The sequence below is a fragment of the Kribbella sp. NPDC051586 genome, assembly GCF_044453965.1.
Classification (GTDB): domain Bacteria; phylum Actinomycetota; class Actinomycetes; order Propionibacteriales; family Kribbellaceae; genus Kribbella.
The window spans coordinates 30,836-49,288 of record NZ_JBITDF010000003.1 but is presented as its reverse complement, the minus strand read 5'-3'; the positions used below and the strand labels follow the sequence as shown (position 1 = coordinate 49,288).

12 protein-coding genes are annotated in these 18,453 nt (G+C 69.4%); 5 read left to right on the top strand and 7 right to left on the bottom strand.

Going from position 1 to position 18,453, the window contains the following annotated elements; genetic code table 11:
* Positions 1-9: 9 nt before the first annotated feature.
* The 4 genes from ACIA58_RS19135 to ACIA58_RS19120 form a co-directional block, all read right to left on the bottom strand.
* Complete coding sequence (locus ACIA58_RS19135; RefSeq protein ID WP_396405043.1) at positions 10-687, bottom strand: hypothetical protein; 678 nt, start codon at positions 685-687, stop codon at positions 10-12.
* Complete coding sequence (locus ACIA58_RS19130) at positions 684-3,428, bottom strand: FtsK/SpoIIIE domain-containing protein (protein ID WP_396405042.1); 2,745 nt, start codon at positions 3,426-3,428, stop codon at positions 684-686. The genes ACIA58_RS19135 and ACIA58_RS19130 overlap by 4 nt, the downstream gene beginning before the upstream one ends.
* A gap of 133 nt (positions 3,429-3,561) precedes the next feature.
* On the bottom strand, positions 3,562-3,957 hold the full coding sequence (locus tag ACIA58_RS19125; protein WP_396405041.1) for a VOC family protein: 396 nt from the start codon (positions 3,955-3,957) through the stop codon (positions 3,562-3,564).
* Positions 3,958-3,964: 7 nt separating this feature from the next.
* On the bottom strand, positions 3,965-4,174 hold the full coding sequence (locus ACIA58_RS19120) for a hypothetical protein (protein WP_396405040.1): 210 nt from the start codon (positions 4,172-4,174) through the stop codon (positions 3,965-3,967).
* 134 nt (positions 4,175-4,308) lie between these two features.
* On the opposite strand from ACIA58_RS19120, the gene ACIA58_RS19115 reads away from it, so the two are divergent.
* Positions 4,309-7,380 carry a PD-(D/E)XK nuclease family protein gene (locus tag ACIA58_RS19115; RefSeq protein WP_396405039.1) on the top strand — a complete coding sequence of 1,024 codons (3,072 nt, stop codon included), beginning with the start codon at positions 4,309-4,311 and terminating at the stop codon, positions 7,378-7,380.
* A complete protein-coding gene (locus ACIA58_RS19110; protein ID WP_396405038.1) occupies positions 7,373-11,002 on the top strand; it encodes a UvrD-helicase domain-containing protein in 3,630 nt (1,209 codons plus the stop codon). Before ACIA58_RS19115 ends, ACIA58_RS19110 begins: the two co-directional genes overlap by 8 nt.
* Here ACIA58_RS19110 and ACIA58_RS19105 read toward each other — a convergent pair.
* The gene (locus tag ACIA58_RS19105; protein ID WP_396405037.1) at positions 10,999-11,616 is read right to left on the bottom strand and encodes a LysE family transporter; all 618 of its coding nucleotides are present in this window, start codon (positions 11,614-11,616) and stop codon (positions 10,999-11,001) included. The genes ACIA58_RS19110 and ACIA58_RS19105 overlap by 4 nt on opposite strands.
* A 376-nt stretch (positions 11,617-11,992) precedes the next feature.
* Here ACIA58_RS19105 and ACIA58_RS19100 point away from each other — a divergent pair, with 376 nt between their 5' ends.
* Positions 11,993-12,619, top strand: a complete 627-nt coding sequence (locus tag ACIA58_RS19100; RefSeq protein ID WP_396405036.1) for a DUF6308 family protein — start codon at positions 11,993-11,995, stop codon at positions 12,617-12,619.
* Here ACIA58_RS19100 and ACIA58_RS19095 read toward each other — a convergent pair whose 3' ends face one another.
* Positions 12,620-14,134, bottom strand: coding sequence for an LLM class flavin-dependent oxidoreductase (locus tag ACIA58_RS19095; protein ID WP_396405035.1), 1,515 nt, complete (start codon positions 14,132-14,134; stop codon positions 12,620-12,622). It lies immediately after the preceding gene.
* A 76-nt stretch (positions 14,135-14,210) separates the two neighbouring features.
* Positions 14,211-17,234 (bottom strand): BTAD domain-containing putative transcriptional regulator, encoded by a 3,024-nt coding sequence (locus ACIA58_RS19090; RefSeq protein WP_396405034.1) that lies wholly within the window; start codon positions 17,232-17,234, stop codon positions 14,211-14,213.
* A gap of 93 nt (positions 17,235-17,327) precedes the next feature.
* Between ACIA58_RS19090 and ACIA58_RS19085 the strand changes: the two genes are divergently transcribed.
* Both ACIA58_RS19085 and ACIA58_RS19080 read left to right on the top strand, forming a co-directional pair.
* Entirely contained in the window at positions 17,328-17,891 is a 564-nt protein-coding gene (locus tag ACIA58_RS19085) for an NADPH-dependent FMN reductase (RefSeq protein WP_396405033.1), read from the top strand.
* 21 nt (positions 17,892-17,912) lie between these two features.
* Complete coding sequence (locus ACIA58_RS19080) at positions 17,913-18,452, top strand: dihydrofolate reductase family protein (RefSeq protein WP_396405032.1); 540 nt, start codon at positions 17,913-17,915, stop codon at positions 18,450-18,452.
* The last annotated feature ends 1 nt before the right edge of the window (position 18,453 follow it).

The window sequence follows — 18,453 nt, the reverse complement described above, 5'->3', positions numbered from 1 at the left end:
CTCCCAAACCTAGTTGCGCTTCTTCGGCAGCACGATCGCCGTACCTGCCACCACGACCGGTACGCCGATCCCGATCCACCACGGCAGCCCGGCCGCCATCAGCACGAAGACCGCGACCGCACCACTCCAGCCCCACCAGCGCGCGCCGGGCAGCCGCGGCAGCCCGAGCATCCGCGAGGCGGCCAGCATCGTGACGGCGGCGATCGCCGCGGCCTCGACCCCGGCCAGGAACGACCCGCTCAGTACCCACACCAGCACGAACCCGACCAGCGCCAGGACCGCGCTGATGGTACGACGCTTGCGCTGCTCCTGGAGCGCCCGGGCCGTCGTCCGCATCTCCTCCAGCTGGTCGACGGTCTCGGCCAGCTGCTTGGTGATGCGCTCGGCAACGGTCTCGATGTCGTTCAGCGCGCGGATCTCGGGCAGCGTGTGGTTCGATCGCTTCCCCTCGGCCGGCAGCCCGGCCCGCTGCAGACTCGCGGCCGCCTTCTCGGCGAGCGCGTTCAGCCGGGTCTGCAGCTTCAGCCCGCGCTCGGCCATCGCGTCAGCCTCTGCCGCCGCGGTCGCCTCGGCCTTGGACTTGTGCGCGGTCAACCGATCCTGCGCCTGCTGCGCGTCCGCCCGCGCCATGGCGACCGTCCGCAACGCCCGCACATACTCGGACCACTCCTGCTCCACGGTCTTCATCGGCGTACCAGCTCCACCGTGCGATCCACCTCGTCCGCCCGCAGCGCGGCGAACGGTACGACGACCTGCGCCTCAGGATGCAGCCCGTCCCACAACAGCCCCCGATGCGGCTCCGAGGCCCACCGCACCAGCGGACCGGCCACCGCGCGTACGCCGTCCTGCGGGTGCCGTAGGAACAGATGAGTCGCCACGTTGGCCCGCCCGAACCCGAGGTGCTCGGTGCACACATGCATCCGGTTCCACCACCCGTACGTGATCAGGCCCTGCGCCGGACCGTCGCGCACGATGTCCTGCAGCGCGTTCGCCGGGCTCTCGAAGTACCCCTCGGCGTGCAGCTGCATCCGCGGTACGCCGTGGAACCCGAACCCGAGCAGGTACGTCCCGCCGGCCTCCCCGGACCGCATCGCGTCCCGCAGCGCGAACAGCCGCGGCGCGATGTCGTCGTGCTTGTCCACGGTCTCGACCTCGCAGCCGAGCTCACGCAGCACCCGCATCAGCGCATCCTTGCCCTCGGCAACCGCCGGCGCCGAGTTCGTCCCGTCGACGAACACGAACCGCGGCGGATCCACCGCGCCCGCCGCCGTCGACACCGCCAGCCCGGTCAGCACGCCGAGCGCATCGGCCGGTCCGTCCCCCAGCAGGAGTACGCCGGCACCAGGCTCGGGCCGCACCTCGACGGACACCGGCTCCTCGGTCACCGCGATCGGCAACCCGGTCCACGGCCGCCCCAACTCGGGCTTGACCGCCGCGGCGGTCTCCGTCAGGTGCGCAGCCTCAGCCAGATGGAACACCCGCGGCGGATGCGCCTCCGCCCCAGCGCGCGACCACAGCTCTTGCCGCAGCGAGTCCAGCACCGGCTTGTCCGCGAAGCTCACCAGCACGTGCTGGTTGTCGTCCGGCGACCCGAAGTTCGCGTTCAGCACGGCCTCGCCACGGAACTGCAGCTCGGCCGCCGCCGTGTTCCCGCTCCGCAGAATCGCCTGCGAATCGGCCGGCGTGGTCTTCAGCGCGATCCGGTAAGGCACCTGCCCGAAGATCGAGTCCCGCCGCGTCGACAGCCGCTTCACGCCCTCGATCGTCTGCGTGGCCAGTACGACGTGAACGCCGTACGCACGCCCCAGCCGAACCAGCCGCTCCAGCAGCTTCGCTGCCTCGTCGGCCAACTCGTCGTCGTCCTCGAGCAGCACCTGGAACTCGTCCAGTACGACGAGGATCCGCGGCGGCCGATCCGGCCCCGGCGCGAGCTCCGCGATGTCGGCGACGTTCCCGTGCGACTTGAAGATCTCACTCCGCCGGGCCAGCTCGTCCGACAGATGACGCAGTACGGCGAGACCGAACGCGCGATCGCTGTGGACGCCGAGCACGCGGACCTGGGGCAGCCAGTGCGGCTGGTCCGGACCCGGCCCCAGCGCGGAGAACTCGACGCCGTGCTTGAAGTCGAGCAGGTACATCTCGAGGTCCGCCGGTGCGTACCGCGCGGCCAGACCGTGGATCAGCACGAGCAGCAGGTTCGACTTGCCCTGGCCGACCGCGCCGCCGACGAGGACGTGCGGCAGCGCCGGGTTGCCGCTGCGCAACCGGACCACAGCCGGCGTGCGGTCGTCGTACCCGATCACGGCGCCGATCTCGTCCTTGACCGACTGCCACCAGGTGGAGCGGTCCGGCAGCGTCCGCTCGAAGTCGATGGTGGGGAGGACGGCGATGTCGGCCTGCTCCGCGATCACGTCACAGATGCCCGCGGCAATGGTCGCGTCGAACGGCGGGTCCAACTTCGCCGGCGGCAGCTGCGCGACCTCGACCCGGTCGTTGCTGATGACAACGGGATTGAGGAGCTCGAGCAACTGTTTCGAGTCGACGTCCAGCTCCGCGGCCGTCGAGGCGTCGTAGTGGACCAGGAAGCAGATCCCCCGCTTGCCCGCGGTCGCGGCCAGCCGGAGCAGGTCGCGCTGGGCGAGCGTGTCGATCCCGGACGGGTAGTCGAACAGGATGACGAGGCGGTACGGATCGGTGACCTGGCCGGTCTCCTTGAGCAGGTCCTCGAACCGCTCGTGGCCCAGCTGCGCCTGCCGGCTCGCCCGCAGCGACGAGACGTCGACAAGCCCGGACAGCACGGTGTGCAGCTGCTCCGCCGTGTGCGTTGCCCTGGGCACCAATTGCGGGTACTTCGTGGTCAGGTGGCCGAGCAGCCCCATCATCCCGGTCAGCCGCGGATCGAACGCGTCGACCCGGAGCCGGAACGGTTCGGCCGCCGCGACCAGCCGCAGCGCGATGCTCTGCAGAAGGCGGCGCGCGTTCTCGTTGCGGTCCGCGGTCACCTTCCAGCCGTTGGTCCGAAGCAGTGGCGCGACCACCGGCGTACCGGCGTCCAGCTCACCGACACGCACGTACGACGGGACGCCGGCGCCGACGAGCTGACGTGAACGCCAGCGCGCGTCGTTCGGCGGGATCGATCCCAGCCCGGGCGCGAGCCGATCGGCGAGCAACCGCGCCTTGGGCTCGGCCTCGGACAGCGCCTCCGCGGTCTTCGCGTCGACCAGGCCCCGCGACTCGCGCCGGGCGATCGCGGTCTGCTCCTGCAGCTGACGGTGCAGCCGGACGGCGCGCTGATGCTCGCCTTGGGTCAACCGTTGAGCGTTCTCCAGCAGCTGGCCCAGTGCGTGCTGCAGACCGCGGATCCGGGCTTCCAGGAGCTCCGGTGCTGCGTCTGAACTGCGCGCCCCGCGCGAAGCCGGTCCGGGCATACTTCCCCCGTCAGGCTTCTCCGTCACGAGCACCGCCCTTTCACCCTTGCCCCGCGACCGTACTGATTGCCTGGTGTAACCATGTCACACCTGCAGTCCCATCTGTCACTCCAGGCATCAGTAGTCTCACCTGCTAATCCGGTGCGACGATTTCCAGCTCGTAGCCGTCGGTGTTGTGGAGGAAGGCGGCGTAATGCTGCGGCCCGCCGGCGTACGGGTGGCGGTCGGCGAACATCAGCGTCCAGCCGTGCTCGGCGGCCTCGCCCACGACGGCGTCGACCTCGGCCCGGCCGGCCGCGTTCAGCGCCAGGTGGTTCATCCCGGGCCGCATCCGGTCGTGCTCGGTGGCCGACATCGCCGGACTCTGCTCGACCACGACGTACGAGCCGTCGGGGGCGGTCCAGGTCATGCCACCGGGCCAGCCGTCACCGTCCTTCCAGCCCAGCCGGTTGAGGACCCAGCCCCAGCTTGCGACGGCCCGGGACAGGTCCGGGACCCAGATCTCGACGTGATGCACCGCGGCGACCATCGCAGCATTATCTGTGCTCGGCAGAATGGTTCGACATCGCCGTCGAGACTGCCGTCGAGATCGCGCCCGAGACCGTCAGCCAGACCAGCGCCGCGACCAGCCAGGGCCACCACGGCCGGGCCTGCGCGGCCTCGGCGACCGCCTTGCCGAACAACCCTCCGCCGGGCGCGAAGACGAACACGAGCAGCATCCGCGCGATCCTCGTCTCCCTGGTCATTTCTTCATTGTGAGAGGCCGCCGCCGACCCTGCAGAAACCTTGGCGTTTCGCGCCCCTTCACCTTTCTGTCTGTGGCAGGGTCTACCGTCTGCGATGACAGTCGACAGGCAGATCGGGCGGATCGGGGGCTGTGGTGAGTACCACCCGGATCGAGAGCACGGCGTACGGCGCCGCGGCGCTGGACTGCCTGCAAGCCGTGGTCGCGCGACTCAAGGCCGACGATCCGATGACCCCCGTCACTCTGCTGCTGCCCAACAACCTGTCCGGCGTCATCGCCCGCCGCCACTTGGCCGTGTCCGGCATCGCCGGTCTGTACTTGGCGACCCTCGAGCGACTGGCCGAGCAGATCGCCGCCGGTGAGCTGTCACCGCGTCGCCCCGCCACCCGTCCGATCGTCGCCGCCACCTGGCGGACGGCGCTGGCGAAGGCGCCCGGCGTCTTCGACGAGGTCGCCGAGCATCCGTCCACCATCCAAGCGCTTGCATCCGCCCATCGCGAGCTCCGCGACCTCACCGATCCCGCTCTGGACAAGGTTGCGGGCGCATCCGCGCTGGGTCCGGATCTGGTCCGCCTGCACCGCCATGTCACCACCGACCTGGCCGCGGACTGGTACGACGAGACCGACCTCCTCCGCGCCGCCGCCGCCCGGATCGCAGCGTCGCCCGAGGTCGTCCGCGAGCTCGGTGCACTGGTTCTTTACCTGCCGCAGGAGCTGACGCAGTCCGAGGCCGCGTTCGTCGGAGCCCTCGGCGACGCAGCGGCCGACCTCACGGTGATCGTTGGTCTGACCGACGTACGCCGGGCCGACCGCGCGGTCCGGCGATCGCTCGAACGCATCGGGATCGACCTGCCGCGGTCGATCTCGAAGAACTACCCGGTCGCGACCGAGATCCTCAACGCGTCCGACGCCGACGACGAGGTGCGGTGCGTCGTCCGCGACGTCGTGTCGGCGTTGGAGCACACGCCCGCGCATCGGATCGCGGTGCTGTACTCGGCCGCCTCGCCGTACGCGCGTCTTCTGCACGAGCACCTGGGCGCCGCGAAGATCGAGGTCAACGGACCTGGCACGCGACCGGTGCACGAGCGGGCGATCGCCCGGACCCTGCTCGAGGTGCTCGCGCTGGTCGATCAGGATCTGCCGCGGGCCGACGTCTTCCGTGCGCTGGCGAACGCGCCGACGCGCGACTTCGGCGGCGAGCGGATTCCGGTGCCGCAGTGGGAGCGGATGTCGCGAGCGGCCGGGGTGGTGCGCGGAGACGACTGGGACACGCGGCTCGCGCGGTACGCCGAGTCCGAGCGACGGACTGCCGATCAGGAAGAGGCGGCCGAAGATCCACGCCCGGCCGCGGTGCGACGCGCGCAGTACAACGCAACGACGGCCGAGCGGTTGCATGCGTTTGCTTCGACACTGCGGCGCCGGTTGAGTGCGTTGGCGCTGCTGGAGACGTGGGCCGATCTGTCCGAGGGGGTTCTGCAGCTCTTCCACGATCTGCTTGGCGACTACTCGTCCCTGCCGGTCGAGGAGCAGTACGCCGCGGCCGCGGTCGAGGGGTCGCTGACCGGCTTGTCGACGTTGGACGAGCTTGGCACCCCGGCGAGCCTGGCGGTGCTGCGCGACGTGCTGGATCTTGAGCTGCAGCAGTCGTTGCCGCGGGTCGGGACGTTCGGGACGGGCGTGCTCGTCGCGCCGCTGTCGGCGAGCATCGGGCTGTCGGCCGACATCGTGTACGTCGTCGGTCTGTCGGAGGACTTGTATCCGGGCCGGGTGCACGAGGACGCGCTGCTCCCCCATCGGGTGCGGGAGGCGGCCGCGCCGGAGTTGGCGTCGTTCCGGGATCGACTCGACGAGAAGCAGCGACACCTGTTGGTCGCGTTCTCGGCGGGTGCGCGGGTGGTCGCGGCGTTCCCGCGCGGCGATCTGCGGCGATCGTCACGCCGGCTGCCGACGCGTTGGCTGCTCGGGTCGTTGCGCGAGCTGACGGGCGATCATTCGCTGCCGGCGACGCAGTGGGACAGGTACGGCGAGGTGCTGCAGACGTCGGCGTCGTACGCGGGATCGTTGACGATGGCAACGATGCCGGCGACGGAGCAGGAGTGGCAGACGCGGGCCGCCGCGGCGGGGCTGTGGGTTCAGGACGGCGTGCTGGTGCGGGCCCGGGAGTTGCTGCGCGGACGTGGGTCGAATGCGTTCACCCGCTTCGACGGGGACCTGTCGGGCGTCTCTGGCCTGCCCGAGTATGCCGTCCAGGACCGGATCGCGTCGCCGACATCGCTCGAATCGTACGCAACCTGCCCGCACGCGTATTTCGTCGAGCGGTTGCTTCAGGTGGAGCCGTTGGAGGCGCCCGAGGACCTGCTGGTCATCTCACCGGTGCAGATCGGCAACCTGATCCACAACAGCCTCGACGCGTTCGTGACGCGACTGGCGGGCTCGCTCCCGGCGTACGGCGAGCCGTGGACGGCGGACCAGCGGTCGCTGCTGCTGGCGATCGGGGCGGATCTGGCCGAGCAGTTCGAGGCCGAGGGGCTGACCGGGCATCCGCGCCTGTGGCAACGCGAGCGGTTGCGCATCCTCGGCGACCTCATGGTCCTGCTGACGGACGACGATCGGTGGCGTGCGGAGCGATCGGCGTCGGTGATCGCGAGTGAGCTGCGGTTCGGGTTCGACGGTGAGCCTCCGGTGGAGATCCCGGTGCCGTCGGGTCGGGTGCTGTTGCGCGGGTCGGCCGACAAGGTGGACCTCGGCGCGGATGGCACGATCTATGTGACGGACGTGAAGACGGGCGGCTTCTCGCGGTACGAAGGCATCGAGTCGGACCCGGTCGCGGGTGGGACCAAGCTGCAGCTGCCGGTGTACGCGTACGCCGCACGAGCCCGGCTTGGCGAGCAGTCCACTCCGGTCGAAGCGTCGTACTGGTTCGTCCGCCGCGGCGGCAAACGGATCCCGGTCCCGCTGACGCCCGAGGTCGAGGAGCGGTACGTCGACACGCTCGACGTGATCGTGTCGTCGATCGCGGCCGGGTACTTCCCGCCGAAGGCGCCCGAGGTGCCTGACTTCCTCTGGGTGCAGTGCCCGTACTGCAACCCCGACGGCATCGGTCACAGCGAGGTCCGGGCTCGATGGGATCGCAAGCGGCATGACCCGGTGCTGGAACGCCTGGTCCGGCTCATCGACCCGACTGCGTTGGAGGCCGGCGATGAGTGAGCAGCTGCTGGACGGGGCGGCGCGTGACCGCATCCGCTCCGACACCGAGACCACGTTGTTCGTCGAGGCGGGCGCTGGGTCGGGCAAGACGCATGCGTTGGTGGATCGCGTGACCACGCTGGTATTGCGTGACGGCGTACCGCTGCGGACGATCGCCGCGGTCACCTTCACCGAGAAGGCCGGAGCGGAGTTGCGGGATCGGCTGCGGGTCGAGTTCGAGAAGGCGCGGAAGGGCGATGCTCGTGAGCTCGCCGACGCGGCGCTGGACGACCTGGACTCGGCGTCGATCGGCACGTTGCATGCCTTCGCGCAGCAGATCCTGCTCGCGCATCCGATCGAGGCCGGGCTGCCTCCGCTGATCGACGTACTCGACGAGGTCGGGTCGTCGGTCGCCTTCGAGGAACGCTGGGCCGAGTTGCAGCAGCAGCTTCTCGATGACGACTCGATCGCCGAGCCGCTGCTGCTGGCGATGGCGGTCGGGGTCGAGCTGAAGCACCTTCGGTCGCTGGCACGACTGTTCGGGAACGACTGGGACCTGATCGCCGAGCGCGTGCTGGTCGATCCGCCCGAGTTGGTCGCGATGCCGGACCTGACCGGACTGATCGCGGCGGCCGCTCAGATCGGCGGGGTGGCCGAGTCGTGCCTCGACGCCGAGGATCGGCTGCTGCCGAAGCTTGTGCAGATCCGCGAGCTCGGGCTGATGCTCGACGCCGCGTCGGACCAGGAGACGCAGCTGGCGATCCTCCAGACGTTCCGCGGTCTGAAGGTGGGACGGATCGGGCGCAAGGAGAATTGGCCCGACATCGCCAAGGTGCGTGGCGATTGCGGCGAGGTGGTCGAGGTCGCCGGTTCGCTGGTCGAGCTGCTGCTCGATGCTTGCCTTCGGCATCTTTCGCATTGGATCGCGGAGCGGGTGCGGGAGTCGGCCGAGCTCCGTCGAGCCGAGGGGCGGCTGGAGTTCCACGATCTGCTGGTGCTGGCTCGCGACCTGCTGCGGGGTAACGCTGTTGTTCGAGCGGAGCTGCAGGAGCGGTTCGAGCGGCTGCTGCTGGACGAATTCCAGGACACCGATCCGATCCAGATCGAGCTCGCGGTCCGGATCGCCGGCGGCGCGGAGGCCGAGGCCGAGGACTGGCGCGACGTCGAGGTTCCCGAGGGCCGGTTGTTCGTGGTCGGCGACCCGAAGCAGTCCATCTATCGCTTCCGCCGCGCCAACATCGCGACGTACCTCACCGCGCAGGACCTCCTCGGCGAGACCGTCGCCCTCACCACCAACTTCCGCACCGTCCCCCCGATCCTCGACTGGCTCAACACCGTCTTCGCCACCCTGATCCAGCCCCAAGAAGCCGCCCAACCCGCCTACCAATCCCTCTCCCCCCACCGCACCAACCCCACATCCCACGGCAGCCCCACTCGCCCGGCCGCATCCTCGTCCGAGCCAGTCGCGCCCTCACCAACCAGCCCCACCGACTCCGGCGCCGGTTCACCGTCCCGGCCAGGCACGCCCACCCGACCCGGCGCCACGCCACCCACCCGCCGTGGCGCACCCGGCCATCCCCCGGAGCCCGCACCCGTCAAGGGCGGCGACCAACTCTCGATCTTCGACGACCCGACCCTCCTCGACGAAGACCCCACGGACCAGCCTTCACCCGATTCAGCTGAGGGCAGCTCGGGAGAGCAGGTTGGTGACTTGGCGGCTGTTTTGCCGTTTCGGCGGCGTGGGGGGCCGGTGTCGGCTGAGGTGCCGGAGCTGGCGTCGGGCGACGTCCTGGACCCGGACCCGGACGACGCCGTCGAGGATCCGGCCGCCGGGCCTGCCGTCACGATTCTCGGTGCCGAACCGCATGGCGACCTGCCGCGCGCGCAAGCGTCCGTCCTGCGCGAGCGGGAAGCCGCCGACGTGGCCTCGGTCGTCGAGCGGGCTCTCCGCGAGGGCTGGCTGGTGTACGACGAGCGTGCCGAGGTCTGGCGGCCTGCGGAAGCGGGTGACATCGCGGTGCTGGTGCCGGCCCGCACCTCGCTTCCGTTCCTGGAAGATGCCCTCGACCGCGCCGACATCCCGTATCGCGCCGAGGCCAGCTCGCTCGTCTACCAAACGGCAGAGGTCCGCAACCTGCTCGCGTGCGCCCGCGCCCTCGGCGACCCGAGCGACCAACTCGCCCTCGTCACCACGCTCCGCTCCCCGCTGTTCGGCTGCGGCGACGACGACCTCTTCACCTGGAAACGCTCCGGCGGCTCGTTCACGCTGACCGCACCGGTCCCGGACCAGCTCCTGACCCATCCGGTCGGCGACGCGATGGAGTGGCTGCGCCGCACCTACTACGCCGCCCGCTGGCTCACCCCCAGCGAAGTACTCGCGAAGATCGTCGCCGACCGCCGCATGCTGGAAGTCGCCGCGATCGGCCCACGCTCCCGCGACGCCTGGCGCCGGATCCGCTTCGTCGTCGACCAGGCCCGCGCCTGGTCCGAGGTCGAGCACGGCGGCCTGCGCTCGTACCTCGCCTGGGCCGCCCACCAGGGCGAAGAAACCTCCCGCGTCGCCGAGGCCGTGCTCCCCGAGACCGACGCCGACGCTGTGCGCGTGATGACGATCCACGCCGCCAAGGGCCTCGAGTTCCCGATCGTGATCCTGTCCGGCATGACCGCCGCCCCGAACCGCCAGCGCGGCGTCCAGGTCCTCTGGCCACCGGACGGCGGGTATGCCGTGAAGCTCAAGTCCTCCGTCCAGACCGAGGACTTCGACCTCGTCCAGCCGGTCGACGAGCAGATGGACGACTACGAACGCCGCCGCCTCCTCTACGTCGCCGCGACGCGCGCCCGCGACCACCTGATCGTCTCGCTGCACCGCTCCGGCAACCGGCGGCACTCCAGCAACGCCGAGTTGCTGGCGTCCGCCGGCGGCGTCGAGGCGCCGCATTCGACCCTGTTCACCAGCCCGCCGGTCCCCGACCGCGAGCCGTCGGGCAGTCCGGACGTCACCCCACCGATCTCCCGGACCGAATGGGAGTCCCGAGCCTCCGCCGCCCAGGCCGCGAGCCGCGCCCGCTCCGCCCAGAGCGCGTCCGGCCTCGAGGGCACCGGCCCGGAGGTCGCCCTCGCCGAGATCGACCCCGGCACCGCGAAGGCAGCCCGCGATCTGGAGCTTCCACCTTGGTCGAAGGGCCGCTACGGCACTGCGATCGGCCGCGCGGTTCACGCCGTACTCCAGGTCGTCGACCTGACCACCGGCGCCGGCCTCGAAGCGGCGGTCTCCACGCAGTGCCTGGCTGAGGGCGTACTCGAGTACACCGACGTCGTCACGGCGCTCGTCCGCTCTGCCCTGGCCTCCGATGTAGTGAAGCGGGCCGCCGCCCGCGAGCACTGGCGCGAGTCGTACGTCGGCACCGTCCAGCCCGACGGCACGGTCCTCGAGGGGTTCGTCGACCTCATCTACCGCGAGGACGACGGCCGCCTCACCATCGTCGATTACAAGACGGACGCCATCCCCGCGGCGGCCCTGGACAGCCGAGTCGCCTACTACGCACCACAGCTCCAGGCGTACTCGGCCATCCTGCCGAACACCGGCCCGCCGATCCTCCTCTTCCTCAACCCGAGCGGAGCGATCGAACGACAGGTGCCCTAGGCAACGAGCCGGGCGGCGAGCACGACGATCAGCACGGTCGACGCCAGCGTAGTCATCAACTTCCCGACGTGCCCGGTGAGCAGACGTCCCAGCAGCGCACCACCGCCGGCGAGCAACAGCTGCCAACTCGCCGAGGCCACGAACGCCGCGATCGCGAACACGATCCGCTCACCGAGCCCCGCGACACCGGATCCACCGAGCACGAGAGCGGCGAAGTAGATCACTGTCCACGGGTTGAGGAGCGTCATCCCGAGCATCCCGAAGTACGCCGTCCGTACGCCGACCGGCGTCTCCTGCTCGATCACCGCGAGCCGCTGCGCCCGGTACCGCCGTACCGCCTTCGCCGCGCCCATCACCGCGAGCCCGATCAGCACGACGACAGAAGCCCACCGCAGCGGCCCCACAACCGGGACCAGCAACGGCGCCAACGCCGTGCCCGCAACCGCCGCGACCGCGGCATACACGCCGTCGGCCGACGCGACCCCGAGCGCCGCGAACGCACCGATCCGCAACGAGCTCCGTGCGGTCAACGCAACCAGATAGGTCCCGACAGGCCCGACCGGCATGGCAACGCCAAAGCCGGCCAGCAGCCCCGCGACCACTGCCCCGATCACGACTGACCGGGCGTCGACCTCCAGCCACGACCGGTCTGCTGCTGAACCCGGGCCGCCGCGGCCGCAGGTTCGATCAGCATCAGTCCGAAGGTCGTAGTCATGTCCACATCATGAAGATCCACGCGCCTGTCCTCAACTGAATTCCCGGCCGCCGCCGGGTTCCGTGCCTCCTCTCAGTCGCGGCAGTGTTACTCAGAGTTTATCGAGAAGCGCGCGGTTCGGGCCGAATAGTTACAGGTTGTGGACAACGGGAAGTGACCCTGGCGTGCAGGTGGCCGCGGAGTCGCTACGATCTGCGGAAACAGTGTGTGAGGAACGTTCGAATGATGGTCCGCCCGCTGGCGGGTCTGCCACCACAAGTGTGAGGGTGTGGCTCATGAACATCGGTACCCGGAAGATCGTCGTCGACGAGGCGATCGCGCAGCTGCGGCTGTACGCCGAGACGAATGGCGCCGTGCTGCAGTACTACGACGGGCTGCCGGGGATGACCACCGTCGGTGGCTCCGACCCGAACCGGGTCACGTTCGAGGACCTCGGCCGGACGATGGTGATCGGCAGCGATCTGCGCGCGCTCGACATCCCGTGGCTGCTCGAGGTCGAGGCGGAGAAGGAGTTCGCCGCGATCCCGGTCGACGCGCGGCTGGAGGACGCGGCGCGCGGCAGCGACCTGTTCGAGGCCGCGATGGCGCTGGACGACAAGTTCACCGGTCACCGCGGGTTCGGGCACGCCAAGAAGTCCAAGCTGCTGCACCTGAAGCGGCCCTTCCTCTACCCCGTGACCGACAGCTTCATCCGGATGACGTACGGCACGGCGTCGGCCGGATCCGAGTTCCTGTCCGCCGTCCGCGACGACCTGGTCAACCCGGCCAACGTCCGCGACTTCAAGCTGCTGCAGGTCCGCCTGATCGCGGAGCCGCCGACGAGCGCGGCCCGGCTGCTGGGCGAGGTGCCGACCCTCCGCCTCCTCGACATCCTCGCCTCACTCCTGGGCGAGGCGAAGTAGCTAGAGCACCCCGAGTCGTGCGAGCGGCTCGACCAGTTCGCGTTCCTCGTAGGACAGATGCGAGAGCAGCGTGTCGTCGAGCAGGTCGACGGCGGCACGCAGCCCGTCGATGCCGCCTGACCCGTCAACCAATGCGACAAGGGCTTTGTCGACACCTTCGAGTACGTCGTGGATGATCTTGTGCTCCTCCTGCAGCCGGTCGACGACCGGGACCAGCGCAGGGTCGGCCCGGCGAAGATGCGGGAAGAGTGAGGCGTCCTCGATCGAGTGGTGCGTGGTGACCAGACGGCAGTAGGACTCGCAGTACGTGCCGAGGGTCCAGTTGTTCTGTCGCATCGTCATCGTGTTGATCGCCGAGCGCGCCGCGCCAACGCCCAGCGTGCCCGCGGCGACCTGCTCGACCAGATCGCGCACCTGCTCGAGCTCAGCGCGCAGATGGTCGTGTACGTCGATCAGATGCTGGCCGGACTGCAGCTGGTACGGCGTGTAGGTCCGCGACGGGTCCTGCGCCGGACCCGTCGGTCGCTCAGACTCGTCCAGCAGCTGTACGGCGCTGCGCTTGGCAGCCGGAGGCGGTGTCGGGACCACGCCAAAACCGCCCGCAGGAGCAGCAGTCCGGTGCACCGCCTCGGTCGGCGTACGACGAGCGGCGTCAACCGCCTCTCGAACGCCTGCCGCCACCTCGGCGAACCGCCGGATGTCGTCAGGGTCGTCGGAGGCGAGGATGTAGGTGCTCATCCCCTCGCCCACGGTCAGCTCGGCGAGCTGGTCGATCCACAGCTCCTCCGGCCCCTGCAGAAAGCCGCCGCTCCCGTTGAACCGGCCCGAGATGTTGTACAGCCGCCGCACCGCCGAAGGATCCCGGCCGGCCTCGAGCGCTGCCTCGTCGATGAGCTTGTTCATCTCGGCCAGCTCGTCCGGACCGGCGTACCCGCTGCTCGGCAGCCAGCCATCCGCGAGCCGCCCGGTGAGAGCAAGCATCCGCGGCTTGTACGCGCCCAGCCAGATCGACACATCGTGCGCCGGAGCTGGACCGCGCTTGGCTCCGGCGACCGTGTAGTGCTTGCCGGCCAACCGGATGCCGCCACCACCAGGCGTCCAGACCTCGCGCATGATCGCGATGGCCTCCTCCAGCGCGGTGATGCTCTGGCCCGTCGTCAGCCGCGGCCCGCCGTTCGCTGCGACCGCGTCCAGGAAGCCACCGGCTCCCAGGCCGAGCTCGACGCGCCCACCGGTGATCAGGTCGAGCGTCGCGACGCTGCGTGCGAGAACGACCGGGTGGCGGAGCGGGAGGTTGGCCACGTTGGTGGTCACCTTCACCCGCTGGGTCTGGGCGGCGACGACCGACAGGAGGGTCCAAGCATCCATCAGCCGCGGCTGGTACGGGTGGTCCTGGAAGCTCACCAGGTCGAGGCCGACCTGCTCGGTCAGCTGGGCCAGCGCGATCACGCGGTCGGGGTTGTCGACCGCGGGGGTCAGGAACGTGCCGAAGACCAGCTCGTGGCCGTAGTCCATGGTTCACCTTCACCTGTCGGAGTTCGCTCGGGAGCAAAACTACTTCGACAGGCAAATAATCTCAACTACAGAACATCTACTGGCGGACGAGAAGCTCGAAGGCCTCGGCCGGGCTCAGGGCGGCGCCGCGCCTGTACGCCGCGTCGTACGCCTCCTCGCCCAGCACAGCAGCGGCAGCGACGGCCCGGTCGAGGTCGTCGGTCTCGGTGGCGGCCATCAGGTAGTTCTCCGATGCCCGGGTCGTGGCCGCGGACCCGAGCAACACCGCGGCCAGGGTCTTGTCCGGGTGACAGGCCGCAATCCCCTCCAGCGCCCAGCACATGCCGCGCAGCGAGTCGAAGTCCACCGAGACCTGGAAGGCCTCCCGATGGAGCTCCAGCGCATCGTCCGGACGGCCCTGGAGCTCCCTGACGAACCCGAGCTCCTCCAAGACGATCGAGAGATAGAGGACGGACTCCTTCTGCAGGCGCGCGGCGGCGATCAACGCCTGCAACCGCTCCGACGCCTCGTCCAGAGCGCCCGTACGACGGGCCGCGAAGCCGAGCACGAGCTCTGCCAGTGCCTGCGTCGAGCGCTGCCCTTGTTCAGTAGCCAGCCGCAGTGCGCGATCGGCGTACGTACGCGCCGACTCGTAGCGGGCCTGCCGGATCGACGTCCACCCGAGCATGCCGAGCGCACTGGCGACCTCCGGCCAGAGTCCGATCTCCTCTGCGGCCTGCACGCCCTCGAGGTGGAGCCGCTCGGCCTCGTCGAAGTCGCCGACGAGTTCCGCATGCGCTCCGAACCAACCAGTCGCCTGCAGAACGCCCCACCGGTCCCCAAGCGAGCGGAACATGATGCGACTCTCGCATGCACTGTCGTAGAGCGCCGGCAGATCAGCGCGCACATGCGCGTGCTTGGCTCGCGCAGCCAGCACGGCCGCGACACCCCACGGGTCCTCGTCGGCCTCGAACCTCTTCAGGGCCCGGTCCAGCATCGACTCACACGTCGGGAGGTCACCGGCATCACTGGCGGCGTTGGCGATCCACCAGAGTCCCATCGCATCGGCCGCGTCCACCCACCGATCCCGCTCCACGGCAGCGCCGGGATGACCGAGGAGGTACATGTACCCGGCCCGCCAGGCCCCAGCCCGAGCCGAGCCCGGCACAGCCTCCAGCGACCGCATGGCCTCGACGTGACGCCCACGCAGGAACCAGTACCAGGCCAGCGCATCGACAAGCCGTTCAGCCAAGTCCAGTTGCCCAGTCGCCACAGCTCGATCCAGCGCGGTACGAAAGTTGGCCGAGTCCTCGTCGAGCAACTGCAACCATCGACTCTGCTCACCTCCGAACAGCCCGGGGCGCGCCGCCTCAGCCAGCGACACGTAGTAGGACAGATGCCGCTGATGGACAGACTCCAACTCGCCGGCTGTCCGCAGCTTGTCGACGCAGTACGCCGCCACGGACTCGAGCAACCGGAAGCGCGTCCCGTCGACAGGTACGACGAGCGACCGGTCGACCAGTCTCACCAGGACATCCAGTACGTCGTCCTCGCCGCACACAGCCGCCGCAGCCTCCGCAGTACAGCCGTCTGCGTGTACCGCGAGGCGCCGCAGGACGGACTGCTCTTCTGGAGCGAGCAGCTCCCAGCTCCAGTCGATCATCGCGTGCAGGGTCTGCTGTCGCGGCGCAGCGCCCCGATGACCTGTCGCCAGCAATCGGAACCGGTCGTCCAACCGTGCAACGAGTCCACGTACTCCCAACGCACGCACCCGCGTCGCAGCAAGCTCCAACGCCAACGGGATCCCGTCCAGCCGACGGCACAGCACCGCAACGTCAGCCACGGTCTCGTCGGTCAGTGCAAAACCACGTGACGCCGCAGCGGCACGCGTCGCAAACAGCTGCACCGCACTGCACTCACCGGCCGCCTCCGGACTGAGCGAAGGCTGCGGCACCTCCAACGGCGGGACGCTCCAAACGACCTCACCAGCCAGTCCGAGCGGCTCCCGGCTCGTTGCCAGCACGCGGAGGCCGGGGGCTGCAGCCAGCAACCGGTCCGTCAACGCAGCAACGTCCTCGATGACCTGTTCGCAGTTGTCCAGGACCAGTAGCCGCGACCCCATCACTGCGGCCAGTCGGTCGACCGCAGACGAGCCTCCGGTGTCGCGGAGGTCCAACGCGGCTTGCAGAGCGTCAGTGAGCGAGTTGGCGACCGACAACGCATCGGGTGTGACGGCTGCGAGCTCGACGAGCACAACGCCGTCAGCGAAGCGGTCGGCCGTGGCAGAGGCAGCGGCCAGAGCTAGCCGCGTCTTGCCTACTCCCCCAGGTCCCGTCAGGGTGATCAGGCGCGACGCCGCCAGACTGGCGCTGACGTCCGCCAGAGCAGCGTCGCGACCGATCAACTCGCTCAAAGCGGCAGGCAGGTTGTTCCGGGCGTGCGGCAGGTCCTGCGTGAGGATCGACTGGTGCAGGGCGACCAGCTCGGGGCTGGGGTCGAGACCGAGCTCATCGAGCAGCAGGTCCCGCAGTTGCGCGTAGCTGTCCAGGGCCTCGCTCTGACGACCGGCACGGTAGAGAGCCTTCATGTGCGCGGCCCTCAGGCCTTCGCGCAGCGGGTGTTCCGTGACGAGGGCTGCGAGGTCGACAACCGGCAGGTCGGCTTGCTCGAGAGCAGTGAGTCGAAGATCCGTGAGCCGGGCCACGGCCGTCTCGGCGAAGGCATTGTCCGCAAAGTCGGCGTACGCCGGTCCGCGCCACAATGCCAGCGCCTCATCGAGCGAGCCGGCGCCTACCAGCTCGCCGAAGCGCAGCGCGTCGAAGTTGGCGCTGGAGACGGACAGCGAGTAGCCGGCCGGACCGGACTGCACCAGCGAACGGCTGCCTGGCTCCGCGTCCTCGAAAGCCCGCCGCAACTGAGACACCTTGGCAGACAGCGTGCCGGCCGGGTTGCCGGGCACGTTCGCACCCCACAGGTCGTCGATGAGCCGATCCGCGGGCACCGGACGCCCCTCGTGTACGAGCAGGTCGGCCAGCAGGGCACGCACCTTCAGGCCTTGGACGACCACAGGTGTTCCCGCGTCCGTCCACGCCGTCACCGGTCCGAGCACCCCGAAACGCATGAAGGCACCTTATTCCGGCTGCAGTCGAAGGACCGGAAAGAAACCGTAAACGGGTTCCGGCAGAGTCTGACTCAGACGGAAGGAGGCAGGACGATGCGACTAGCAGTGATCATCGGCAGCACCCGGCGTGGCCGGTTCGGACCGATCGTGGCGGACTGGCTGGCACAGCAGGCGGCCAAGCAGTTCGAGGTCGACGTCCTCGACCTCCAGGCCGCGGACCTGCCGACGATCCTGCCTGACACCGACGACGAGACGCCGGCACAGGTCGCCGTACTGGCTCCGCGGCTCGTAGCGGCAGACGCGTTCGCCGTTGTCACTCCGGAGATCAACTGCAGCTTTCCGGCGTCACTGAAGACCGCGCTGGACTGGTACTACGAGGAGTGGCACGCCAAGCCGGTCGCAGTCGTCAGCTACGGCCGGGAGAGCGGCGGCTGCAACGCCACGGCTCAGCTGCGCCAGGTCTTCACCGAACTCCAGGCCGTCACGATTCGCAACACCGTCGCACTGCCCTGCTACTGGGAGCAGTTCACCACCGACGGCGGCTGGCCCAAGCCTTCCGCCGGTTACGAGGCGCAAGCCAAACTCATGCTCGACCAGCTCGTCTGGTGGGCCGAAGCACTCCGGGACGCCCGCACGCGGCGTCCTTACACATCCTGAAACCCTGAAAGGACAAGACCCATGAGGAAGCTGATCGAAACCACGTTCGTCACCCTGAACGGCGTCATCGACGACCCGCAGCGCTGGAGCCCGCCGTACTGGGACGACGAGCACGCGGCGTACTCGCAGGGCCTGATGGAAGGCGTCGACGCACAGGTGCTCGGCCGCGTCACGTACGAAGGCTTCGCGGACGCGTGGATGCAGCGCGGCGGGGACCCGTTCACGGACCACTTCAACGCGATGCCGAAGTACGTCGCCACTCGCACGGTGACGGAGTGGAAGTGGAACGCCCAGCCGCTCGAGGGAGACGCGGCCGAGGCCGTCCGGAAGCTCAAGGAGTCCGACGGCGGGGACCTGATCAAGTACGGCACGGGGTCGTTCTCGAAGACGCTGCTGGAGAACAAGCTCGTCGACGAGTACCACTTCTGGATCTTCCCGGTGGTCGCCGACGGCGAGAACATGTTCCGCGGCGACGGGATCGCGCTTACCCATCTCGAACTGCTCGGTACGACGACGTTCAAGTCCGGCATCGTCGTCCACAAGCTCGCCCCGAAGGCCTGAG

Excerpts from the sequence above, each read along its gene's own strand:
- ACIA58_RS19095 (WP_396405035.1), bottom strand. The coding sequence starts at position 14,134 with ATGGACTACGGCCACGAGCTGGTCTTCGGCACGTTCCTGACCCCCGCG.
- ACIA58_RS19100 (WP_396405036.1), top strand. The coding sequence starts at position 11,993 with ATGAACATCGGTACCCGGAAGATCGTCGTCGACGAGGCGATCGCGCAG.
- ACIA58_RS19090 (WP_396405034.1), bottom strand. The coding sequence starts at position 17,234 with ATGCGTTTCGGGGTGCTCGGACCGGTGACGGCGTGGACGGACGCGGGA.
- ACIA58_RS19135 (WP_396405043.1), bottom strand. The coding sequence starts at position 687 with ATGAAGACCGTGGAGCAGGAGTGGTCCGAGTATGTGCGGGCGTTGCGG.
- ACIA58_RS19130 (WP_396405042.1), bottom strand. The coding sequence starts at position 3,428 with ATGCCCGGACCGGCTTCGCGCGGGGCGCGCAGTTCAGACGCAGCACCG.
- ACIA58_RS19085 (WP_396405033.1), top strand. The coding sequence starts at position 17,328 with ATGCGACTAGCAGTGATCATCGGCAGCACCCGGCGTGGCCGGTTCGGA.
- ACIA58_RS19125 (WP_396405041.1), bottom strand. The coding sequence starts at position 3,957 with ATGGTCGCCGCGGTGCATCACGTCGAGATCTGGGTCCCGGACCTGTCC.
- ACIA58_RS19110 (WP_396405038.1), top strand. The coding sequence starts at position 7,373 with ATGAGTGAGCAGCTGCTGGACGGGGCGGCGCGTGACCGCATCCGCTCC.
- ACIA58_RS19120 (WP_396405040.1), bottom strand. The coding sequence starts at position 4,174 with ATGACCAGGGAGACGAGGATCGCGCGGATGCTGCTCGTGTTCGTCTTC.
- ACIA58_RS19080 (WP_396405032.1), top strand. The coding sequence starts at position 17,913 with ATGAGGAAGCTGATCGAAACCACGTTCGTCACCCTGAACGGCGTCATC.